The 18,027-nt window shown below is 61.1% G+C and carries 19 protein-coding genes; 7 read left to right on the plus strand and 12 right to left on the minus strand.

Going from position 1 to position 18,027, the window contains the following annotated elements; translation table 11 throughout:
- Positions 1-26: 26 nt before the first annotated feature.
- The gene (locus ACZRMO_RS01660) at positions 27-683 is read right to left on the minus strand and encodes an alpha/beta hydrolase (protein ID WP_463971673.1); all 657 of its coding nucleotides are present in this window, start codon (positions 681-683) and stop codon (positions 27-29) included.
- A gap of 345 nt (positions 684-1,028) precedes the next feature.
- Here ACZRMO_RS01660 and ACZRMO_RS01665 point away from each other — a divergent pair, with 345 nt between their 5' ends.
- The 4 genes from ACZRMO_RS01665 to ACZRMO_RS01680 all read left to right on the plus strand — a co-directional run bounded on the left by ACZRMO_RS01665 (position 1,029) and on the right by ACZRMO_RS01680 (position 5,198).
- The gene (locus ACZRMO_RS01665; RefSeq protein ID WP_053254520.1) at positions 1,029-2,060 is read left to right on the plus strand and encodes an amino acid ABC transporter substrate-binding protein; all 1,032 of its coding nucleotides are present in this window, start codon (positions 1,029-1,031) and stop codon (positions 2,058-2,060) included.
- Positions 2,061-2,132: 72 nt separating this feature from the next.
- A complete protein-coding gene (locus ACZRMO_RS01670) occupies positions 2,133-3,314 on the plus strand; it encodes an amino acid ABC transporter permease (RefSeq protein WP_463971674.1) in 1,182 nt (393 codons plus the stop codon).
- Between the two features lie 10 nt (positions 3,315-3,324).
- Positions 3,325-4,422, plus strand: coding sequence for an amino acid ABC transporter permease (locus tag ACZRMO_RS01675; protein ID WP_207039986.1), 1,098 nt, complete (start codon positions 3,325-3,327; stop codon positions 4,420-4,422).
- 11 nt (positions 4,423-4,433) lie between these two features.
- Entirely contained in the window at positions 4,434-5,198 is a 765-nt protein-coding gene (locus ACZRMO_RS01680) for an amino acid ABC transporter ATP-binding protein (protein ID WP_463971675.1), read from the plus strand.
- A gap of 61 nt (positions 5,199-5,259) precedes the next feature.
- Here the strand turns inward: ACZRMO_RS01680 and ACZRMO_RS01685 are convergent, their stop codons facing one another.
- Positions 5,260-5,748, minus strand: coding sequence for a type II toxin-antitoxin system MqsA family antitoxin (locus ACZRMO_RS01685; RefSeq protein WP_463971676.1), 489 nt, complete (start codon positions 5,746-5,748; stop codon positions 5,260-5,262).
- The gene (locus ACZRMO_RS01690) at positions 5,745-6,029 is read right to left on the minus strand and encodes a type II toxin-antitoxin system MqsR family toxin (RefSeq protein ID WP_463971677.1); all 285 of its coding nucleotides are present in this window, start codon (positions 6,027-6,029) and stop codon (positions 5,745-5,747) included. Before ACZRMO_RS01690 ends, ACZRMO_RS01685 begins: the two co-directional genes overlap by 4 nt.
- 203 nt (positions 6,030-6,232) lie before the next feature.
- Between ACZRMO_RS01690 and ACZRMO_RS01695 the strand changes: the two genes are divergently transcribed.
- Positions 6,233-7,486 carry a CynX/NimT family MFS transporter gene (locus ACZRMO_RS01695; RefSeq protein ID WP_463971678.1) on the plus strand — a complete coding sequence of 418 codons (1,254 nt, stop codon included), beginning with the start codon at positions 6,233-6,235 and terminating at the stop codon, positions 7,484-7,486.
- On the opposite strand, the gene ACZRMO_RS01700 is transcribed toward ACZRMO_RS01695, so the two are convergent.
- The 9 genes from ACZRMO_RS01700 to ACZRMO_RS01740 all read right to left on the minus strand — a co-directional run bounded on the left by ACZRMO_RS01700 (position 7,487) and on the right by ACZRMO_RS01740 (position 15,866).
- Complete coding sequence (locus ACZRMO_RS01700; protein WP_463971679.1) at positions 7,487-8,137, minus strand: DUF1120 domain-containing protein; 651 nt, start codon at positions 8,135-8,137, stop codon at positions 7,487-7,489.
- A gap of 10 nt (positions 8,138-8,147) precedes the next feature.
- Positions 8,148-8,765: a DUF1120 domain-containing protein gene (locus tag ACZRMO_RS01705; RefSeq protein ID WP_463971680.1), complete on the minus strand. Its 618-nt coding sequence runs from the start codon at positions 8,763-8,765 to the stop codon at positions 8,148-8,150.
- 9 nt (positions 8,766-8,774) lie between these two features.
- On the minus strand, positions 8,775-9,902 hold the full coding sequence (locus ACZRMO_RS01710) for a DUF1120 domain-containing protein (protein WP_463971681.1): 1,128 nt from the start codon (positions 9,900-9,902) through the stop codon (positions 8,775-8,777).
- Between the two features lie 11 nt (positions 9,903-9,913).
- On the minus strand, positions 9,914-12,364 hold the full coding sequence (locus ACZRMO_RS01715; protein WP_463971682.1) for a fimbria/pilus outer membrane usher protein: 2,451 nt from the start codon (positions 12,362-12,364) through the stop codon (positions 9,914-9,916).
- Between the two features lie 92 nt (positions 12,365-12,456).
- The gene (locus ACZRMO_RS01720; protein ID WP_463971683.1) at positions 12,457-13,194 is read right to left on the minus strand and encodes a fimbria/pilus chaperone family protein; all 738 of its coding nucleotides are present in this window, start codon (positions 13,192-13,194) and stop codon (positions 12,457-12,459) included.
- A gap of 2 nt (positions 13,195-13,196) precedes the next feature.
- The gene (locus ACZRMO_RS01725; protein WP_463971684.1) at positions 13,197-13,826 is read right to left on the minus strand and encodes a DUF1120 domain-containing protein; all 630 of its coding nucleotides are present in this window, start codon (positions 13,824-13,826) and stop codon (positions 13,197-13,199) included.
- An 80-nt stretch (positions 13,827-13,906) separates the two neighbouring features.
- A complete protein-coding gene (locus ACZRMO_RS01730; RefSeq protein ID WP_463971685.1) occupies positions 13,907-14,530 on the minus strand; it encodes a DUF1120 domain-containing protein in 624 nt (207 codons plus the stop codon).
- Between the two features lie 33 nt (positions 14,531-14,563).
- Entirely contained in the window at positions 14,564-15,187 is a 624-nt protein-coding gene (locus ACZRMO_RS01735; protein ID WP_463971686.1) for a DUF1120 domain-containing protein, read from the minus strand.
- Positions 15,188-15,227: 40 nt separating this feature from the next.
- Positions 15,228-15,866, minus strand: coding sequence for a DUF1120 domain-containing protein (locus tag ACZRMO_RS01740; RefSeq protein ID WP_463971687.1), 639 nt, complete (start codon positions 15,864-15,866; stop codon positions 15,228-15,230).
- 491 nt (positions 15,867-16,357) lie between these two features.
- Between ACZRMO_RS01740 and ACZRMO_RS01745 the strand changes: the two genes are divergently transcribed.
- A complete protein-coding gene (locus ACZRMO_RS01745) occupies positions 16,358-17,101 on the plus strand; it encodes a response regulator (protein WP_463971688.1) in 744 nt (247 codons plus the stop codon).
- A gap of 198 nt (positions 17,102-17,299) precedes the next feature.
- Positions 17,300-17,932 carry a response regulator gene (locus ACZRMO_RS01750; RefSeq protein WP_463972117.1) on the plus strand — a complete coding sequence of 211 codons (633 nt, stop codon included), beginning with the start codon at positions 17,300-17,302 and terminating at the stop codon, positions 17,930-17,932.
- Positions 17,933-18,027: the final 95 nt, after the last annotated feature.

Raw genomic sequence — 18,027 nt, forward strand, 5'->3', positions numbered from 1 at the left:
GTCATACGGCTACATAAACTTAAGTTTCAGCCCAGGCGTGCGGTCAACCAAGTGCCGATATCGCGGATTTCCTCGGGTAACACTTCGTGGCCCATTGGGTATTCCTGCCATGTCACGGTGACACCACGGCTCTTCAAATGCTCATAGGCGCTGCGGCCCATGGCGTTTTGCACCACGTCGTCGTACTGGCCGTGCAGGCACAGGGCGGGAATGCGCTGTTGGCTGGCGGATAACTCCAGCTCATCGCCGAAGGTCGGCGCATAGGTGGAGAGCGCAATCACGCCACCCAAGGCACCTTGCCATTTGGTAAACGCCGTGTGGAAAACCACCGCGCCACCCTGGGAAAAACCGGCGAGAAAAATCCGCGACGCGTCTATCCCGCTGCTTTTTTGTTCCTTGATCAAATCGGTAACCATTTTTGCCGATTCTTCCAACTCTTCCAGGCTGATGGAACGGGCCGGGCTCATGGCCTTGATGTCGTACCAACTGGGCATCTCGTAGCCGCCATTAATGGTCACCGGACGGGTCGGCGCCTGGGGCAAAACGAAACGGGTGGTCAGCAAGCTTTCCTGCAGGGCTTCGGCCACCGGCAGGAAGTCGTAGCGATCGGCACCCAGGCCATGCAACCAGATTACGCAGGCGTCTGCGGGCTTGGCGGGCTGAAGAATCAAGGGTTCGGTCATGTCTGCTCCATATATGTGCGTGCGCTCCGATTAAGTGCGACTCAACGGTGCGCGTCAGGTTGATCTGTTAAGAGAATGTCGCAAGGTTGAATCTTTTGCGCTTGCTAGTGGGCTGAAACGACTCAGCCAGCACTCTGGTACGCGCCTTGCTATGTGTAGGTCGATGTCAGAACTTTCCTGAGACGGTAACACTATCAGTGCCTACCGCCTGTGGGAAAGCAGCTGGAATTACTGCGACAACTTCATGCTGCTTGACCCTAAAAAAAGCCAACACGGGTCAATACCGCCTCATAAGGGTGCGCTGAGGTTTGAGCTCCGACACAACAAGAGCAACTGGAGGTTTGAATGAAGGTATTGAAATCCACCCTGGCCATCGTGACTGCGGCGGCCGTATTGGGTGTCAGTGGTTTCGCCCAAGCCGGCGCCACCCTGGATGCCGTGCAGAAGAAAGGCTTTGTGCAATGTGGCGTGAGTGACGGCCTGCCGGGTTTCTCGGTGCCGGATGCCAGCGGCAAGATCCTCGGGATCGACGCTGACGTGTGCCGTGCTGTTGCCGCTGCCGTATTCGGCGACGCGACCAAGGTCAAATTCAGCCAGTTGAACGCCAAGGAGCGTTTCACCGCGCTTCAGTCGGGCGAAGTCGACATTCTGTCCCGCAACACCACCATGACCAGCTCCCGCGATGCCGGCATGGGCCTGAAATTCCCAGGCTTCATTACCTACTACGACGGTATCGGCTTCCTGGTTAACAACAAGCTGGGCGTGAAAAGTGCCAAGGAACTGGACGGTGCAACCATCTGCATCCAGGCCGGTACCACCACCGAGCTGAACGTTTCCGACTACTTCCGCGGCAACAACCTGAAATACACCCCGATCACCTTCGACACCTCCGATGAAAGCGCCAAGTCGCTGGAATCCGGGCGTTGCGACGTGCTGACCTCCGACAAGTCCCAACTGTTCGCCCAGCGCAGCAAGCTGGCGTCGCCGAAGGACTACGTGGTCCTGCCGGAAACCATCTCCAAGGAGCCGCTGGGCCCGGTCGTGCGTAACGGCGACGACGAATGGCTGGCCATCGTGCGCTGGGTTGGCTACGCCATGCTCAACGCGGAAGAAGCCGGCATCACCTCGAAAAACGTAGAAGCTGAAGCCAAGTCCACCAAGAACCCGGACGTCGCTCGTCTGCTCGGTGCCGACGGCGAATACGGCAAAGACCTGAAAGTGAAGAAAGACTGGGTGGTACAGATCGTCAAGCAAGTCGGTAACTACGGCGAAGTGTTCGAGCGCAACCTCGGCAAGAGCACCCCGTTGGAAATCGACCGTGGCCTGAACGCGCTGTGGAACAACGGCGGCATTCAATACGCACCACCTGTGCGCTGATCGCTGATGGTTCTATCACCCGGTGGGCCAACCGCCGGGTGATGTTCTGTTCCATTATTTTCGGGGCACTTCATGCAAAATCAAATCGGCGCACCAGAGCAGAAGCTCAGCTTCAGCGATCCCAAAGTGCGTGCGTGGCTCTTCCAGATCATCACGATTGTGGCGGTGGTCTCGCTGGGCTGGTACCTCTTCAACAATACCCAGACCAACCTTCAGCACCGGGGCATTACCTCGGGTTTCGACTTTCTTGAACGCAGTGCCGGCTTCGGCATCGCGCAGCATTTGATCGACTACACCGAATCGGACAGCTATGCCCGGGTCTTTGTCATCGGCTTGCTCAACACCTTGCTGGTCACCGTGATCGGCGTGATCCTCGCGACCCTGCTGGGATTCATCATCGGCGTGGCGCGGCTGTCGCCGAACTGGATGATCAACAAGCTGGCGACGGTGTATGTGGAAGTGTTCCGCAACATTCCGCCGCTGCTGCAAATCCTGTTCTGGTATTTCGCGGTGTTCCTGACCATGCCGGGGCCGCGTAACAGCCATAACTTCGGCGATACCTTCTTTGTCAGCAGCCGTGGCCTGAACATGCCGGCCGCGCTTGCCGCCGACGGCTTCTGGCCGTTTGTGGTCAGCGTCGTGGTGGCCATCGTGGCAATCGTGCTGATGGCGCGGTGGGCCAACAAGCGTTTTGAAGCGACCGGCGTACCGTTCCACAAGTTCTGGGCCGGCCTGGCACTGTTCATCGTGATCCCGGCGTTGTGCGCCTTGATCTTCGGTGCACCGCTGCACTGGGAAATGCCCAAGCTGCAAGGCTTCAACTTTGTCGGCGGCTGGGTACTCATCCCCGAACTGCTGGCACTGACCCTGGCACTGACCGTCTACACCGCCGCGTTTATCGCCGAGATCGTGCGGTCGGGCATCAAGTCCGTCAGCCACGGCCAGACCGAAGCCGCGCGCTCCCTGGGCCTGCGCCCTGGGCCGACGCTGCGCAAGGTCATCATCCCGCAGGCCCTGCGGGTGATCATTCCGCCGCTGACCAGCCAATACCTGAACCTGGCGAAGAACTCGTCGCTGGCCGCCGGTATCGGTTACCCGGAAATGGTTTCGTTGTTTGCCGGCACGGTGCTCAACCAGACCGGCCAGGCCATCGAGGTTATTGCCATCACCATGAGCGTGTACCTGGCGATCAGCATCAGCATTTCCCTGCTGATGAACTGGTACAACAAGCGCATTGCGCTGATCGAGCGGTGAGGAAACCTGCATGAGTACGCATACTTTCAAACCTGATATGCCGCCGCCGAGCAAAGTGTTCGGCCCGGTGGCATGGATGCGCGCCAACCTGTTTTCCAGTTGGCTCAATACCCTGCTGACGTTGCTGGCGTTCTACCTGGTCTATCTGGTGGTGCCGCCGATCCTGCATTGGGCGATCCTGGATGCCAACTGGGTCGGCACCACACGCGCCGATTGCACCAAGGAAGGCGCCTGCTGGGTGTTTATCCAACAGCGCTTCGGGCAGTTCATGTACGGCTACTACCCCGGCGACCTGCGCTGGCGCGTGGACCTGACCGTGTGGCTGGCCATCGTCGGCGTGGCGCCGTTGTTCATCTCGCGCTTCCCGCGCAAGGCGATCTACGGCCTGGGCTTCCTGGTGCTGTACCCGATCATCGCGTTCTTCCTGTTGCACGGCGGGATCTTCGGCCTGAGCAACGTGGCCACCAGCCAATGGGGCGGCCTGATGCTGACCCTGGTGATCGCCACCGTGGGTATCGCCGGTGCGTTGCCGCTGGGGATTGTGCTGGCACTGGGGCGGCGTTCGAACATGCCGGCGATTCGTGTGGTCTGCGTGACCTTCATCGAATTCTGGCGCGGCGTGCCGTTGATCACCGTGCTGTTCATGTCCTCGGTGATGCTGCCGTTGTTCCTGCCCGAAGGCATGGGCATCGACAAACTGCTACGGGCGCTGATCGGTGTGATCCTGTTCCAGTCGGCCTACGTCGCCGAAGTGGTGCGCGGTGGCTTGCAGGCGATTCCCAAAGGTCAGTACGAAGCGGCCGCAGCGATGGGCCTGGGTTATTGGCGTTCGATGGGCCTGGTGATCCTGCCGCAAGCCCTGAAGATGGTAATCCCCGGCATCGTCAACACGTTTATCGCGCTGTTCAAGGACACGAGCCTTGTGATCATCATCGGCCTGTTCGACCTGCTCAATAGCGTCAAGCAAGCCGCCGCCGACCCGAAATGGTTGGGCATGGCCACTGAAGGCTACGTGTTCGCCGCCCTGGTGTTCTGGATTTTCTGTTTTGGTATGTCGCGCTATTCCATTCATTTGGAACATAAGCTCGACACAGGCCACAAGCGTTAGGAGTTGTTGTTATGAGCGAAGCGATCAAACAGCCTGTGAGCCCTGAAGGCATTATCCAGATGCAGGGCGTCAACAAGTGGTACGGCCAGTTCCACGTGTTGAAAGACATCAACCTCAACGTCAAGCAGGGCGAGCGTATCGTGCTGTGCGGCCCGTCGGGTTCGGGCAAGTCCACCACCATCCGCTGCCTCAACCGCCTGGAAGAACACCAGCAGGGCCGCATCGTGGTGGACGGTGTGGAACTGACCAACGACCTCAAGCAGATCGAAGCGATCCGCCGCGAAGTCGGCATGGTGTTCCAGCACTTCAACCTGTTCCCGCACCTGACCATCCTGCAAAACTGCACGTTGGCGCCGATGTGGGTGCGCAAGATGCCCAAGCGCAAGGCCGAAGAAATTGCCATGCACTACCTGGAGCGCGTGCGCATCCCGGAGCAGGCCCACAAGTTTCCGGGCCAGCTCTCTGGCGGTCAGCAACAGCGTGTGGCGATTGCCCGCGCGTTGTGCATGAAGCCGAAAATCATGCTGTTCGATGAGCCGACCTCGGCGCTCGACCCGGAAATGGTGAAAGAGGTCTTGGACACCATGATCGGCCTGGCCGAAGACGGCATGACCATGTTGTGCGTGACCCACGAAATGGGCTTTGCGCGCACCGTGGCCAATCGCGTGATCTTCATGGACAAGGGCGAGATCGTCGAACAGGCGGCGCCGAACGACTTCTTCGACAACCCGCAGAATGAGCGGACCAAGTTGTTCTTGAGCCAGATCATTCATTGATCGATGCGTGAATAAATAGACCCGGCCTGGTGCCGGGTTTATTTTTGCCTGCTGCATTGTGTCAGGAGGCTTGAGCCGCCAGCAGCTGTGCATCTTTTTCGATGAGCAGTCGGTTCAAGTCTTCCCCGACATTCAGGGCCTCTATCTCTGCCAGCAGGTGAGGGTGTTTATCGAGCAGGCGCATCAATGTGAGCAACGGTTCCGGCGGAAAAATCTCGGCCCGTTCATAACGAGAAAATGCATTGTGCCCGCGGACGGTCAAGAGCCGCACCGCGTCTTTCTGTGTGAGGTGCAGCTTGCGGCGGATGCGCTTCATTTCGGCGGCGATGATTTTACGCGCGTCGATCAATAGCTGATCGGAAGCCTCTCGATATCGTTCAGCACTGTCGTCGTCGTGATCGAATTCAACTTCATGACAGACCTCGCATTCCCAGCCTGCAATGTCAGGAATATCCCGAATCATTCCCCGCGTGTTAATCGTGAAGGTGCGACCTTCGAAATGCTGCATTGCGTCATGGGTTCCACAGCTCATGCATTGCTGGGTTCTCATAGGGTTTTCTCCTTGAAGGCAATTACGGGAGGCCCACCGCCAGGGCGGTAAGTCACTTTGATGTAAATCTCCGTGCCGTAAATCTTGCTCAGGTAGACGTCCTGCCATACCCGATGGTCTGCGTACGTCGTCATTGATTTGTGCAACATGCGCTGCTCAAGCGCGCAGACCACCTGTTGCATTTGGCTCGTGCACAACTTGAGTCGCCGAGGGCCTTCCCAGGCACTTGCTGTAAACGCCTTTCTACCTGATCTGATGACTTCAGCCTTAACCAAGGCCAAATCTTAATGAGGTGTGTACTTTTCCATAAGACACCTGAGTCCAATAATTACCCTCAAAGGGTAATTTTACCAATCGAAAATACTGCTCCTTTTCCTGCCTGAAAAACCTAGTGCGTTGCTCTTGTAGGCGCGTCCGAATAGGCTGTGGGACTTTTCAACCAGTGATCAGGGCAAACGCCCATCCCTCTGCCGGCGTTTGATCCATGACCTCTGAAACCAAGCTTGAAGAACTGTTGATCGACGCCGAAGCCGACGACGAAGTGGTGGAACACCTTCCGCCGGTGGTGAGCCGCCCGTGGTTGTTGATCGTGGGACTGGTCCTGGTGGCAATGAACCTGCGTCCGGCGCTGTCGAGTCTTTCGCCGCTGCTCAGCAAAGTGTCCGACAGCCTGGGACTGTCGGCGGCCAAGGCCGGTTTGCTGACCACCTTGCCGGTGCTGTGCCTGGGGCTGTTCGCGCCGCTGGCGCCAATCCTCGCGCGGCGTTTTGGGGCGGAGCGGGTGGTGTTGGGGATTCTGCTCACGCTGGCCGCAGGCATCATCCTGCGCAGCTCGTTTGGCGAGGCAGGGTTGTTCGCCGGGAGCCTGATCGCAGGCGCCAGCATCGGCATCATCGGCGTGTTGCTACCGGGCATCGTCAAGCGAGATTTCGCCAAGCAGGCAGGCACCATGACCGGTGTCTACACCATGGCCCTGTGCCTGGGCGCGGCGGTGGCGGCAGGGGCGACGGTGCCCCTGAGCCAGTATTTCGACGACAGTTGGAATATCGGCCTGGGATTCTGGATTGTGCCTGCCGTGGTAGCGGCGTTGTTCTGGCTGCCTCAGGTCGGGCACAAACAGGGTACTCACCGGGTTGCCTACCGCGTGAAGGGGCTGCTGCGTGATCCGCTGGCCTGGCAAGTCACCTTGTACATGGGCCTGCAATCGTCGTTGGCCTACATCGTGTTTGGCTGGCTGCCGTCCATTCTGATCGGCCGCGGCCTGAGTGCCACTGAGGCCGGGTTGGCGCTGTCGGGTTCGATCATCGTGCAGTTGATCAGCTCCCTCGCCGCGCCGTGGCTGGCCACCCGTGGCAAGGACCAGCGCCTGGCCATCGTGGTGGTGATGCTGCTGACCCTCGGCGGTCTGTTCGGTTGCCTGTATGCGCCCATCGAAGGGCTGTGGGGTTGGGCGATTCTGCTTGGCCTGGGCCAGGGCGGCACCTTCAGCCTGGCGCTGACCTTGATCGTGCTGCGCTCACGGGACTCCCATGTGGCGGCCAACCTGTCGAGCATGGCCCAGGGGTTCGGCTACACCCTGGCGTCCATGGGACCGCTGGCGGTGGGCGTCCTGCATGACTGGACCGGTGGCTGGGGAGCCACCGGTTGGGTTTTCGCGGTGATCGGCGTCGGTGCAATTGTCACGGGTTGCGGGGCGGGGCGCGCCGGGTTCGTCGGCGTCACCAGCGAAAAGGTCTGATTACAGGTACACCACTTCCAGCGTCGCGGAGCCGTCCATGGGGGTCTCGACGCTCAGATCCAGGTTCTGCCTGGCATTGATCACGGCTTCCAGAGTCAAGGTACTTGTCAGGTTCCGGATGGCCGAAGGCCCGGCGGTGCTGCCCGCCACATCGGTAAAGCCCAGCAAGCTGCGTGAACCGATGTCGATGGGGTTGGTATTGGACGTACGCCAGGCCACGCCGCCGGTGGTCGACTCGGTGCCATAGGCCACTGCCAAGTCGTCGGCCACGGTTTGCTTGGGGTCGAATTTGACCGAGTACACGCCAATCCGGTTGCCTGCGCTGTCCAGGCCCAGGCCGTAGTAGATCTCGCTGTTGACGTGGGCCGTGCCGTCTCGGTTGTCGGCCATGCGCAGGGCATAGCGGCCGGGGGCGTTGCAGCTGACAGTCAGGTTCAGGGTTTTGAGTGGCAGCCGCGTGCCGGTGGCCTGGTTGAGGTCCTGCTGGGATATCTTGCCGAAGTCGATCAAGCCGCCGCCGGACAGCACGGGGGTGCAGGCCATGGGCGTGATCAGGCCGCCGACGGTCAGTTCGACGGTGGAAGCGGCCTGGGCGGGCAGTGCGCTGGCCAGCCATGCACAGGTCGCCAGAGGGATCAGTAACGTTTTCATGGTCTAGCTCCTACAGGTAGTTCATGGACAGGGTCACGGAACCGTCGATGGGCACTTCTTCGTTCAGCGGCAGGCTGTTCGCGGGGGCGATGGTGGGCCTGATCAGCACGCCTGCGGTGAGTTGCTGCACCGGTGCTGGAATGGGCAGGGTCGGGGCAAGTGCGAAGGACGAGAGAAAGTAATGGGACAGCAGACTGGTGGGGGCCCAAGTGGATGGCCCGCTGGAACCTATCGGGTGCATGCCGACACCATCGGCCACGATGGCGTTGAGGTCCAGCCGCATATAGCCCAACGGTACGGTTCCGTTGACCAGTCCTAGGCCAAACCGTGGGGCGCCTGCTTCGCTGGACCCGAGGCGATTGTCCCTGGGTTGCAGGGCTAGCAGGGTCGATGCGTCGCAGATAATCGACAGCTGCAGCGTGTGCTCTGGCAGCTGGGTGGGCTGGTCGGTGTTGAGGTCTTTGGCGGCGATTTTGCCCAGGTCGTACAGGCCACCATTGGACAGGCTGGGTTCGCAGGCACTGGGGGTAATCAGGCCAGTCACGTTCAGGTCAACGCTGGAAGCTGCCTGGGATGGCACAGTGGCCAGCCAGGCCAGGACGGCTAAAGGCATCAGAAAAGGTTTCATGCAGTGCTCCTATAAATAGTGAATTTCGAGAGTGCCCGAACCGTCGATCCGGACCTCGTTGCCCAAATCCAGCGAACCCAGGGGCGCAATGACCGCCTCCAGGCTCAGCGTGGCGTTGAGGTTTTGAATGGCGCTGGGGCCGCCGGTACTGCCGGAGGTGGCGCTAAAGCCCAGGTAGCGATTGGCACCGACCGCCGCCGTGCGGCTGCTGGCGCTGCTCCAGGGCAGCCCACCGGTGGCGGAGTCGGTGTTGAACACTTGGGCGAAGGTGTCGGCATTGATGTGGGCCGGATCGAACAGCAAGCGGTAGCGCCCGATCTTTTGTTGGCGGGCGTCCAGGCCCAGCCCGTAGGTGCTTTCATCGGCGACGCCGGTGGCCGAGCCCTGGCGGTTGTCCTGCATGCGTAGGGCGAACGCGGTCGGGGCATCGCAGACCACGCTGAGGGATACCGCCCGCGGTGCCAGGAGCGTGTCTTTGTCGACATTCAGATCACTGACCGACAACTTGCCCAACGCCACATGCCCGCCGTTGGACAGCGTGGGTGTGCACGCCGCCGGCGCGAAACGTGCCTGTAAGCGCAGCTCCCGCGAGCGACCGGCGGCGAGCGCATCGAACAGCCCGGTGGCGTCCCAGGTCACGGCTTCGCGCACCCGCGCGGCGTCCTCACTGGCCCAGGCGCTGGCGTCGATTTGCAACGACAGGTTGCGCCCCAACACGGCAACGCCGCCGCGCATCGGCACCAGGCCATGGCCTGGTTGCCAGGCCAGTTGCGCGCTGACCACCGACGGCGCCTGGCCCTGGCCGGCAATCCGGCCCAGCTCGACGGCCTGGCCATCCAGCACGGCTTCGCTGACCCGCAACGCGTAGCTGCCGCGCTCGGTGAAACGAAAGCGCTCATCGCTCGCGCCCGGCGCTCGGTAGAACAGGTTCAAGTCGGTGGGCTGCGGACAGTTAAGCGTCAGGCTGATGCGTCGCTCGCCCAGCAGCCGCTCGGGTGCGGGCACAAGCGCCACGGCGCGGTTCGTCAGGCCGAAGTCCAACTCGGCCTGGCTGAGGTTGAGCTGGCAGTCTTCCACGCCCCAGGCATGGGTGCTCAGCAGCAAAGCCAAGGGATGCAACAGGTGTTTGAAGCCCATGGTGTTAGTCCTCATGACGGGCGGCAACGGGCCGGTGCGGTTTCGAAATACACCTCGGGGTCGGCGTCTTCCGGCAGGTCGAATTCCAGGCGACAGCGCGGTTGCCCCTGAGCCTTGATCCACAGTGGGCGTGGGTCGAGCACGTCGGGCAGGAACACTTGGCTGCCTTCCTGCACCAGGGTGACGAACTCACCTTCAGCGGTACTGACGGTGGCCCCCCTTGGGATTGGCTGGCCACTGTCGGTGGTGACGTTGAGCAATGCACGGCGGGTGAGGGCTACGCCGAACTGCACCTTGTCCACCGCCCCGCGCCCGGCGGAGATCACCGCCAGGCCGTTGTGGATATCGGCATTGCGCGGCAGCGAGCGGGTTTGCACTTCCACCGGGCTGCGGCCATAGGCGCTGACCTGCGGCACCACGGCCAGGCCTTGCCAATCGGTCCAGACCGGGCCACTAGGGGTGCTGACCTTGACCCCGGACATCTCGCCCACCGACATCACGGCGAAGGTGTCGCGCACCGGGTAGGGCGAGAAGGTCACGCCCTCGCCATGCACCACCACGCCGCCACGAGCTCCGCCCTGGTAGCTGGAGCGCTCGTCGTCGCTGCGGGTGTAGTTGAAGTCCAGCTGGCTGTACCACGGCAAGGCCGATACGCCGAGCGACGACTCCACCTCGCGGTCGCGGCTGTCGCGCTCCACGCCCACCCGGTAACTGAGTTGATCGTTGAGCTGGTCACTCACCCCGACGCCGAGGCGATGTTCGCCACCCGTGCGACGCGCCCAGGCGCGGCCGCGTCGGCTTTCGCCCAACGGCACGCTGAGGTTCAGGTAGACGCTGTTGTCGTTCTGCTGGCGGCCACCGACCTGCCACTCGGCGCTGGCAGACACCGACACCCGGCCAAAGCTGGTGCCCCAGGATGCAAGCGCGCGGCTGCTGCTTTCGCCGTTATACGACGCCGTGCGCGATACGCCTGCGCTGAACGCCCCTAGCGCCGGATGCGCCCAGGAGGCGGTGACGCTTTGCTGATCGCGGTAGCGCGAGCGTTGTTGGTCGCGACTGTTGCCGATGTAGGTGGAATCCTCGAGGTCACGATAACCCTGGGAACGCCAGGAACCGGCGGTACTGACCGACCAGTTGTCGCTCAAGCGCTGGGACCAGGAAAGATCCGTCTGTACCCCGCGATCACGCCCCTCGCGGCTGGCTTCGGCGGCCTGGGCGGTGAACTGCAACTGGCTGTCCTGCCAGGGCAGCCAACCCAGGTTCACGCCAATGGCACGATACGCATCGGCCATCAGCACCCCACCGCCCACGCTGACTTGCGGGTGCACCGTGCCGCTCCAGCCGGCGCTGACTACCCAAGGCTCCTTGCCGTCGCTGTTGCCAATCTGGCGCACGCGGCCGGCGGCCATCGAATAGCCTGGCGCCGGCAATCCCAGGCCGAGCATGCCGGCGGGCACGGTGAAGCGGCGCTCTTCGCCGGTGGTTTCCTTGACCGTGACTTCCACGTCCGAGCGGCTGTTCAAGCGTCGCACATCGGTCAGGGCGAATGGGCCGGCGGGTACCACGGTTGAGTGGATCAGTGCGCCGTTCTGGCGTACCTCCACCTGGGCCGGGCTGTTGGCGATACCGGTAATGGTTGCACCCTGGTTCTGGTCCTGCAGCGCCGTTTCGGTCAGCACCTGGGCACCGGTGATCTGCGTGCCGGCCAGCACCGGGTTGTAGAGGCTGATCTGACCCGCCTGCAACACTGCCCGCTGTTCAGCGAAGGTGCGCTGGGCGTAGGCGTCCAGGTGCGTGGTGCGCGAGCGGCTGTCCTGCCAGGTCTTTACCTGGCGGCTGCGCACGATCCAATCACCGGCGTTGAAACCCACTTCCGTATTGGCCGAACCGAAGCGACTAGTGCTGTCGCCGAACTCGTTGTAGAGACCGGTCAGGTCGTAGTTGAGCAGACCGGCAAAGCCGCCGGTCTGGTAGCCGGAGATGTCCTGTTGCGCTGGGCGCAAGGCGTCGGTCGGTACGACCAGGGCCAGGCTCAGGCTGGCGGGGTCTTGCTCGATCACGGTCTGCGGGAAGCGTTCGGTAAAGCGATGGCAGGTCGGGGTGCCGTTGTCATCGGGCACGATCAGGTTTGCGGCATCCAGCAGTGTGCGGTTGAAACACAAGCCACCCTGTGGCTCGAAGGTCACATCCACCCGGCCACGGCGCTGGCCGTTGACGTTCAGGTTGACGGCGTGCCGGCCCGAGGCAAAGCGCGGTGCCTCCAGCAGCAGGTTGGCCAGTTCCGGGTCGATGCCGCGTCTCGACAGGGTTTGGGGGTCGAAGGAGCCGGCGATCAGGTCATCATGGGCCCGTGCCTCTCCCATGGGCAGTGCACTGCCCAACGCCAGGGCCAGCCCCGCCAGAATATAAGGTGCCGGGCGTGGTGAAACGCCAGGCACGGCGCCGCCGTCGCGGTCAGTCATAGCTGTGCTCACAAGGTCGTACTCAACAGTTGGCGGCCCGCTCACTCTGTGGTGAGTCAGGCCTGATGGTGGCGTTGGCAGGCCACTCTTTTTTATAGGCTGATGGGTGCTTCGTAGGGCGCCACGGCAAAGCCGTACACCGTGGCCGGCTGCAACTGCACACGGTTCGCACCGCTGCCGCTGGCCGTCACCTTCAGGGTTTCACCCGGCAGCACGTATGTGCGCGGCAACAACGCCGAACCACCACCGGGCAACAGCTTCAACTCCTGGGCCAGGCGTACCACGTAGGGCGTCGGGTTGCTCACGCTCAATTGGTCGCTGTTCAAACGCCACTCCAGCCCGGTCCACGGCGTGCGATTGGGCGCCAGGCCCTTGGGGTGCAGAATGACTGGCAGGTTCTGGCGCACGGTGACACCCACCCGCGCATGCCCGGCCAGTGCTGCGGCACGCCCCTGGGGCATGCCTTCGAAAATCACCCGCTTCAAGCGCTGGGTGGTCAGGGGCTCGGGGGATTGCAGGATGAAGCGGATCAGTTGGCTCTTGGTCGGCTCGACCCGCGCCAGGGGAGGCGTGACGAACAGCAGCGAAGCCTTGTCTTCGGGGATGTCTTCGAGGGTGACGTGCAACAGGGCCAGCTTGTCGTCGGTGTTGGTGACGGTGACCGATGCTTCACCTTCGGCTTCATTGACGATCACCACCGAGGTGTCGGGCACCATGCCATCGGCCAGTACCAGCGCAGGCGCGCCGGATGCCAGGGCGAGTGAGGCGAGGTAAATGCCGGCGTAGCGCAGGTACGTGAACAGTCGAGTAAAAAAGGGTAGGGGAGTCATGGCTACAGATACCTCAGGTCAAGCACGATGGAGCCGTCCAGAGGCACCTCCTGCTTGAGGGTCAGATAGGCGGCGGCGTTGATGGACGTGTTGACTTGCAATGTGGCTGTCAGCAGCCGGTGTGGCTCCGGCACCAGCGTGCCGGGGTGGGCAAAGCCCATGTAGTTGTTCGGGTATGCATTGGATTCCGGAAACCAGGTCAGGCCCTGGTTGCTGGACGCCAGCACCAGCACGCGCTCGCCATCGCCCATGACTTCGCGAAACGCCAGTGACACGGTGCCCAGACGTTCAGTGGGTACATGGATGTTGGTACCCAGGCCGTAATAAAAACCCGGACCCAACGAAGAGTCAGCGCGGTTGTCCATGCCGACCAGTACGAACAGCACCGGCTCGTTGCAACTCACCGTCAGGTCCAGGGCCTGGGCAGGCAGGGCGCTGTACTCGTACTGATTGAGGCTGCGTGCCGGTACCTTGCCATGGTCGACGATGCCGTCGGCCGACAACGTGGGGGAGCATGCACTGGGCGTGATCAAGCCCGTGACGTTCAGTTCGGTACTGGACGCTGCCAGCACCGATGAGCCGACGCTGAGCAGATAAAACAGGGCAAGAAGGCGTGAAGGGACGTGCTTCATGGAGGAGGTTCACCGGTTGCCTGGTTCAGTGGTCTAGGCGCGGCAACGGCAGGAAGGGCTGCCGTTGCACGCTTCTGGGGTTACAGGTAGCGCACGGTGATGGTCACCGAGCCGTCGATGGCGGCTTCGTTGGTCAGGGTCAAGCCACTGGCTGGGGCGATCTTGGGGTCGACACGTATTTCTGATGTCAGCACCTGAACCGGGATCGGCGCATCGGCGCTGGTGTTGGCGACCGAGATCAGGTTCTCGGGCATCAGGTAGCGCTCACTGAACCATGTGACGCCGCCGTCTTCGGAACCGATGGCCTTGACCCCCACGCCATCGGCAATAGGCGACATCAGTCGCAGGGTCATGGCGCCGAGTTTTTCGGTGTCATTGATCAAGCCCAGGCCGAATTCCATCATGTCGTTGCCGTGGTTCGACCCGGCGCGATTGTCGTCGGCGTCAAGGGCCATCAGGGTCGCCGCGTCACAGGTGACGGTGAGCTGCAGGGATTGCTGGGCAAGAGGGGTCACCTTATCGATGTTCAGGTCCTTGGCCGAGATCTTGCCGTAGTCCACGGCCCCGCCGTTGGACAGCGCCGGCGTGCAGGCACTTGGGGTGATCAGGCCCTTGACCGTCAGGTCGACACTGGACGCGGCAAACGCAGTGGCGCTGCTGGCGACCAGCAGGGCGGCGGTGACGGATTTGAATACGGTGTTCATGGTGAGGCTCCAGGTTGAGATTAAAAGTAGGGGTTACCAGTACTTGAGTTGCAGCGTGGCCTGGCCATCGATGGGCACTTCGTCGAGCAGGGTCAGGTCGCTGGCGGGCACGATCACGGTGAATGCCCGCAAACGTGCGCTGAGGGTTTGTAGGGCCATCGGGGTATAAGGGCCTGCAGGCGGGGCGAACGAAGTCAGGGCTGCGTGCCCCAGGTACGAGGACGGACGCCAGCTGGCGCCGTTGTCGCGGGACAGGATGGTTTGCACCGGCACGCTATCGGCCACCGGGTCGAACACGCCAAACGCCACGCTGCCGAGTTTCTGGTCATCGTTGATGATGCCCAGCCCGTGGTGTGCCGGGTTGATCGCCGAGCTGCCGGCGCGATTGTCGACGGTGGTCAGGGTGAAAAACGTTGCCCCCTCACACTGCACCTGCAGTTGCATTTCCCCGGCTTGCAGGCTGGTGGGAAAGTCCGGGTGCAAATCCTTGGCCGTCAGCTTGCCGTGGTCGATCACGCCACCGCCGGACAGCACAGGCGTGCACGACGCCGGGGTGATGATCCCGGTGACGCTCAAGTCCGTATTGCTGGCGGCAAAGGCGCCGGGGGTGAGGGTCGCCAACACGAGTGCGAAGACGGCAGGGGTGCTTCTCTGCATGGGCACAAATCCTTGTGAGTGGGTGTCTTTCGATTGAGGGTCAGAGGTACACCAGATCTATCGTGGCGTGGCCGTCCAGGGGGACCTCCCCGGTTAAGGTCAGGCTTTTGGCGGGGGCAATGCTGGTCATTACTTTCAGGTCAACCGCTACGTTACGCAGCGCCTTGGGGGAGTAAGGCCCGCCAGTGGAGGTATCGCCGAAACCTGCCCAGGAATCCGTGGCGAAATAGGTGCCAGAGGGGTTGCTCAACCAGGTTTCGCCATTGTCGGCGGAGTACAAGGGGGTCACTGGGCTGTCCCCGACCGGGTTGAAAAGCCTCAACTCATAGACCCCCAGTTTCTGGCTGCCATTGACCAAGCCCAGCCCGTAAAAAATCGGTAATGACAAGTAGGACGAGCCAGCACGATTGTCCGAAGCACGCAGCGCAAATACGGTTGCTGATTCGCAGTTGACGCCTAGTTGGAGCATGACTTCAGGGAGGTCTGTCATGCGCTCCACAGCCAAGTCCTTGGCTGGGATCTTGCCGTAATCGACGCTTCCTCCCTGGGACAGACTGGGTGTGCACGCACTGGGTGTAATGCTGCCTTTAACGGTCAGATCGGCGCTGCTGGCGGCTAGTACGCAAGACGTACCGCCCAGCAGGGCGACCGCCACCAGCGTGGCGAATGAGGCTTTCATTGAATGGGGCTCCTAGCGTATTAAAGGGACGGGGAGCTCTAGGCGGTGCGCTGAGGGAGTGGCAGTGGGTTGTTTTAAGCCCCCTCGCGCCTTCTTGAGCCCGAGCGACGGCGACTTTAGCGGTGGGGCATGCGAGGGTGAATGCAACTATTACGATAGTGCTCGCCGGTGTTGCAGGTGCGTTGGAAGGGCTCTCTGTGTCTGTAGGAAGTTCTGCGTTGTCGTAGTTGTTGTATCGCCATCATTTACCCATTCGGATATTTTCTGCGCACTTAAATAATGGCTATTCATTCATTTTGAATGGCTGTAAAGGCCCTTGCGCGAAAAATCGAGTGAGGTCGACCGACAGGTCGGCAACCGTCGTCCCTTGTTGTTGGGCTGGCGCGCTGATCGTTTTGCACGAGGTAGCTATGCAGGATCCGACTGCTGGCTGTAGTCCGCAATGCTTTCCCCCGTCAGTGCCCTCGCCTGTCCATTGGCAGAAAGTGCGGGTGTTACTGGCAGACGATCACCGGGCCTATCGTTTGTTGATCGGCTCCTTCTTGAGCACGCTGGGTGTGGCGCACCAAACCGTCGGTGACGGGCAAGCGGCCCTTGATGCATTGGCCGCACGACCTTTTCACCTGCTGATCAGTGACTGCCGCATGCCCGGGATGGATGGCTATGCCCTGACACGGGAGCTGCGCCGTCGTGAGAGCCGGGCTGGAACCGCACGTCTACCGGTGATCGCCATGACGGCCGGCCTCGATGCCGAGCAGATGCGCCGCTGTGTTGGCTGCGGCATGGATGACTGGATGCTCAAACCCGTCACCCTTGAGCAATTGCGTGAAGCGCTGCTGTATTGGTTGCCCGATCCCAAGTCCCGTGTACACCCGACAAGGCATGCGGCCAATTTGGCACGTATGCATGGCCGGTTTCCGACGCGCGCCAGCCTTATTGCCATGTTCGGCTTTTGGGAGGTAGTGGAGCCCTTGTTGTTCTGCCTGCTCCAGGAAGCGCACGATGACCTCGCCGCGCTTGAGCTGGCGCGCGAAGACTTGGACGTCAAGTTGACCGTCGAACATCTGCACCGGCTGGTGGGCGGGGTGGCTTTTTTCGGCGATACCGGTCTGGAGCAACGTGCAATCTGCTTGATCGAGCGGGTCCGGCGCAGTGGTATCGCGGCCAATAAACCCCTGCTTGAACGGTTCGAGCAAGAAATCGAGCGGTATCTGTCTTACTTGGCCAATCTGTAGCGTCCTACATAAATAAGAAGGAAGTTTCCTTTCTGTCATGTAGGTTGTTTCTGTACTCCGATTCTTTTTATGTTGTAGGCATAAGTTTTCGCCGCATAAATAAAGGGCGTACAGGAAATCGGATCGTTTCCAAGTGTTGTTGTAACAAGCGTGTCGAGGTATTTTGAAAAAACTCAAATTGCCATCATGGATAGCACGATGTTTCGGATAATAATTGCCGACGATCACCCCATTGTTCGTGTTGGTCAAAAAGTGGTCATAGAGGCCAGCGGCGTGTTCAAGGTCGTTGGGGAAGCCAATGGTCCCGACCAGCTCCTGGCATTGATGGCGACTACGCCATGCGATGTGATTGTGACCGACTTTGCCATGCCCGGTGACCAACAGGCAGACGGTTTTGGCTTGTTGGGACTGCTACAGCGCCAGCATCCGACGCTGCCGGTGATTCTGGTCACCATGTTCGCCAACGTGGCCACGCTCAGGGCTGCTTTCAGCCACGGCGCCCGCGCCATTGTGGCCAAGAGCGCCTCCGCGAGCGAGCTGCCGTTGGCCCTGAAGGCAGTGATCAATGGGCGCACATTTGTCAGCGAGTGCTTGCGTACCCAATTGGATATGGCGGGTGCCAGCAGTGATCAGCCGCCCCAGTTATCCGGCAAAGAGCGTGAGGTCGTACGCATGTTGGCCAGTGGCATGACCGTCAGCCAGATTGCCGCTCAGGTCAATCGCAGTATTTCGACCATCAGCAAACAGAAGAGTACGGCGATGTTGCGGTTATGTATTTCCACGGACGTAGATTTGTTTGCTTATGCTCGGGAAAGTGGCATGGTGCCCTGATGTTTGAGTGTTAGTTGCAGTTTTATGACGGTCGAAGTGGTCAGGTCTTTTCGTATTAGTTGAATGCCTAATAACGCTAGGGTCTATTAGAGTGG

This window comes from Pseudomonas sp. B611 (assembly GCF_055407965.1).

Bases quoted from the DNA above. Each gene is read 5' to 3' on its own strand.
- ACZRMO_RS01730 (WP_463971685.1), bottom strand. From the start codon at position 14,530: ATGAACACCGTATTCAAATCCGTCACCGCCGCCCTGCTGGTCGCCAGC.
- ACZRMO_RS01700 (WP_463971679.1), bottom strand. From the start codon at position 8,137: ATGAAAACGTTACTGATCCCTCTGGCGACCTGTGCATGGCTGGCCAGC.
- ACZRMO_RS01660 (WP_463971673.1), bottom strand. From the start codon at position 683: ATGACCGAACCCTTGATTCTTCAGCCCGCCAAGCCCGCAGACGCCTGC.
- ACZRMO_RS01720 (WP_463971683.1), bottom strand. From the start codon at position 13,194: ATGACTCCCCTACCCTTTTTTACTCGACTGTTCACGTACCTGCGCTAC.
- ACZRMO_RS01695 (WP_463971678.1), top strand. From the start codon at position 6,233: ATGACCTCTGAAACCAAGCTTGAAGAACTGTTGATCGACGCCGAAGCC.
- ACZRMO_RS01740 (WP_463971687.1), bottom strand. From the start codon at position 15,866: ATGAAAGCCTCATTCGCCACGCTGGTGGCGGTCGCCCTGCTGGGCGGT.
- ACZRMO_RS01680 (WP_463971675.1), top strand. From the start codon at position 4,434: ATGAGCGAAGCGATCAAACAGCCTGTGAGCCCTGAAGGCATTATCCAG.
- ACZRMO_RS01670 (WP_463971674.1), top strand. From the start codon at position 2,133: ATGCAAAATCAAATCGGCGCACCAGAGCAGAAGCTCAGCTTCAGCGAT.
- ACZRMO_RS01725 (WP_463971684.1), bottom strand. From the start codon at position 13,826: ATGAAGCACGTCCCTTCACGCCTTCTTGCCCTGTTTTATCTGCTCAGC.
- ACZRMO_RS01675 (WP_207039986.1), top strand. From the start codon at position 3,325: ATGAGTACGCATACTTTCAAACCTGATATGCCGCCGCCGAGCAAAGTG.
- ACZRMO_RS01665 (WP_053254520.1), top strand. From the start codon at position 1,029: ATGAAGGTATTGAAATCCACCCTGGCCATCGTGACTGCGGCGGCCGTA.
- ACZRMO_RS01685 (WP_463971676.1), bottom strand. From the start codon at position 5,748: ATGAGAACCCAGCAATGCATGAGCTGTGGAACCCATGACGCAATGCAG.
- ACZRMO_RS01735 (WP_463971686.1), bottom strand. From the start codon at position 15,187: ATGCAGAGAAGCACCCCTGCCGTCTTCGCACTCGTGTTGGCGACCCTC.
- ACZRMO_RS01715 (WP_463971682.1), bottom strand. From the start codon at position 12,364: ATGACTGACCGCGACGGCGGCGCCGTGCCTGGCGTTTCACCACGCCCG.
- ACZRMO_RS01750 (WP_463972117.1), top strand. From the start codon at position 17,300: ATGTTTCGGATAATAATTGCCGACGATCACCCCATTGTTCGTGTTGGT.
- ACZRMO_RS01705 (WP_463971680.1), bottom strand. From the start codon at position 8,765: ATGAAACCTTTTCTGATGCCTTTAGCCGTCCTGGCCTGGCTGGCCACT.
- ACZRMO_RS01710 (WP_463971681.1), bottom strand. From the start codon at position 9,902: ATGGGCTTCAAACACCTGTTGCATCCCTTGGCTTTGCTGCTGAGCACC.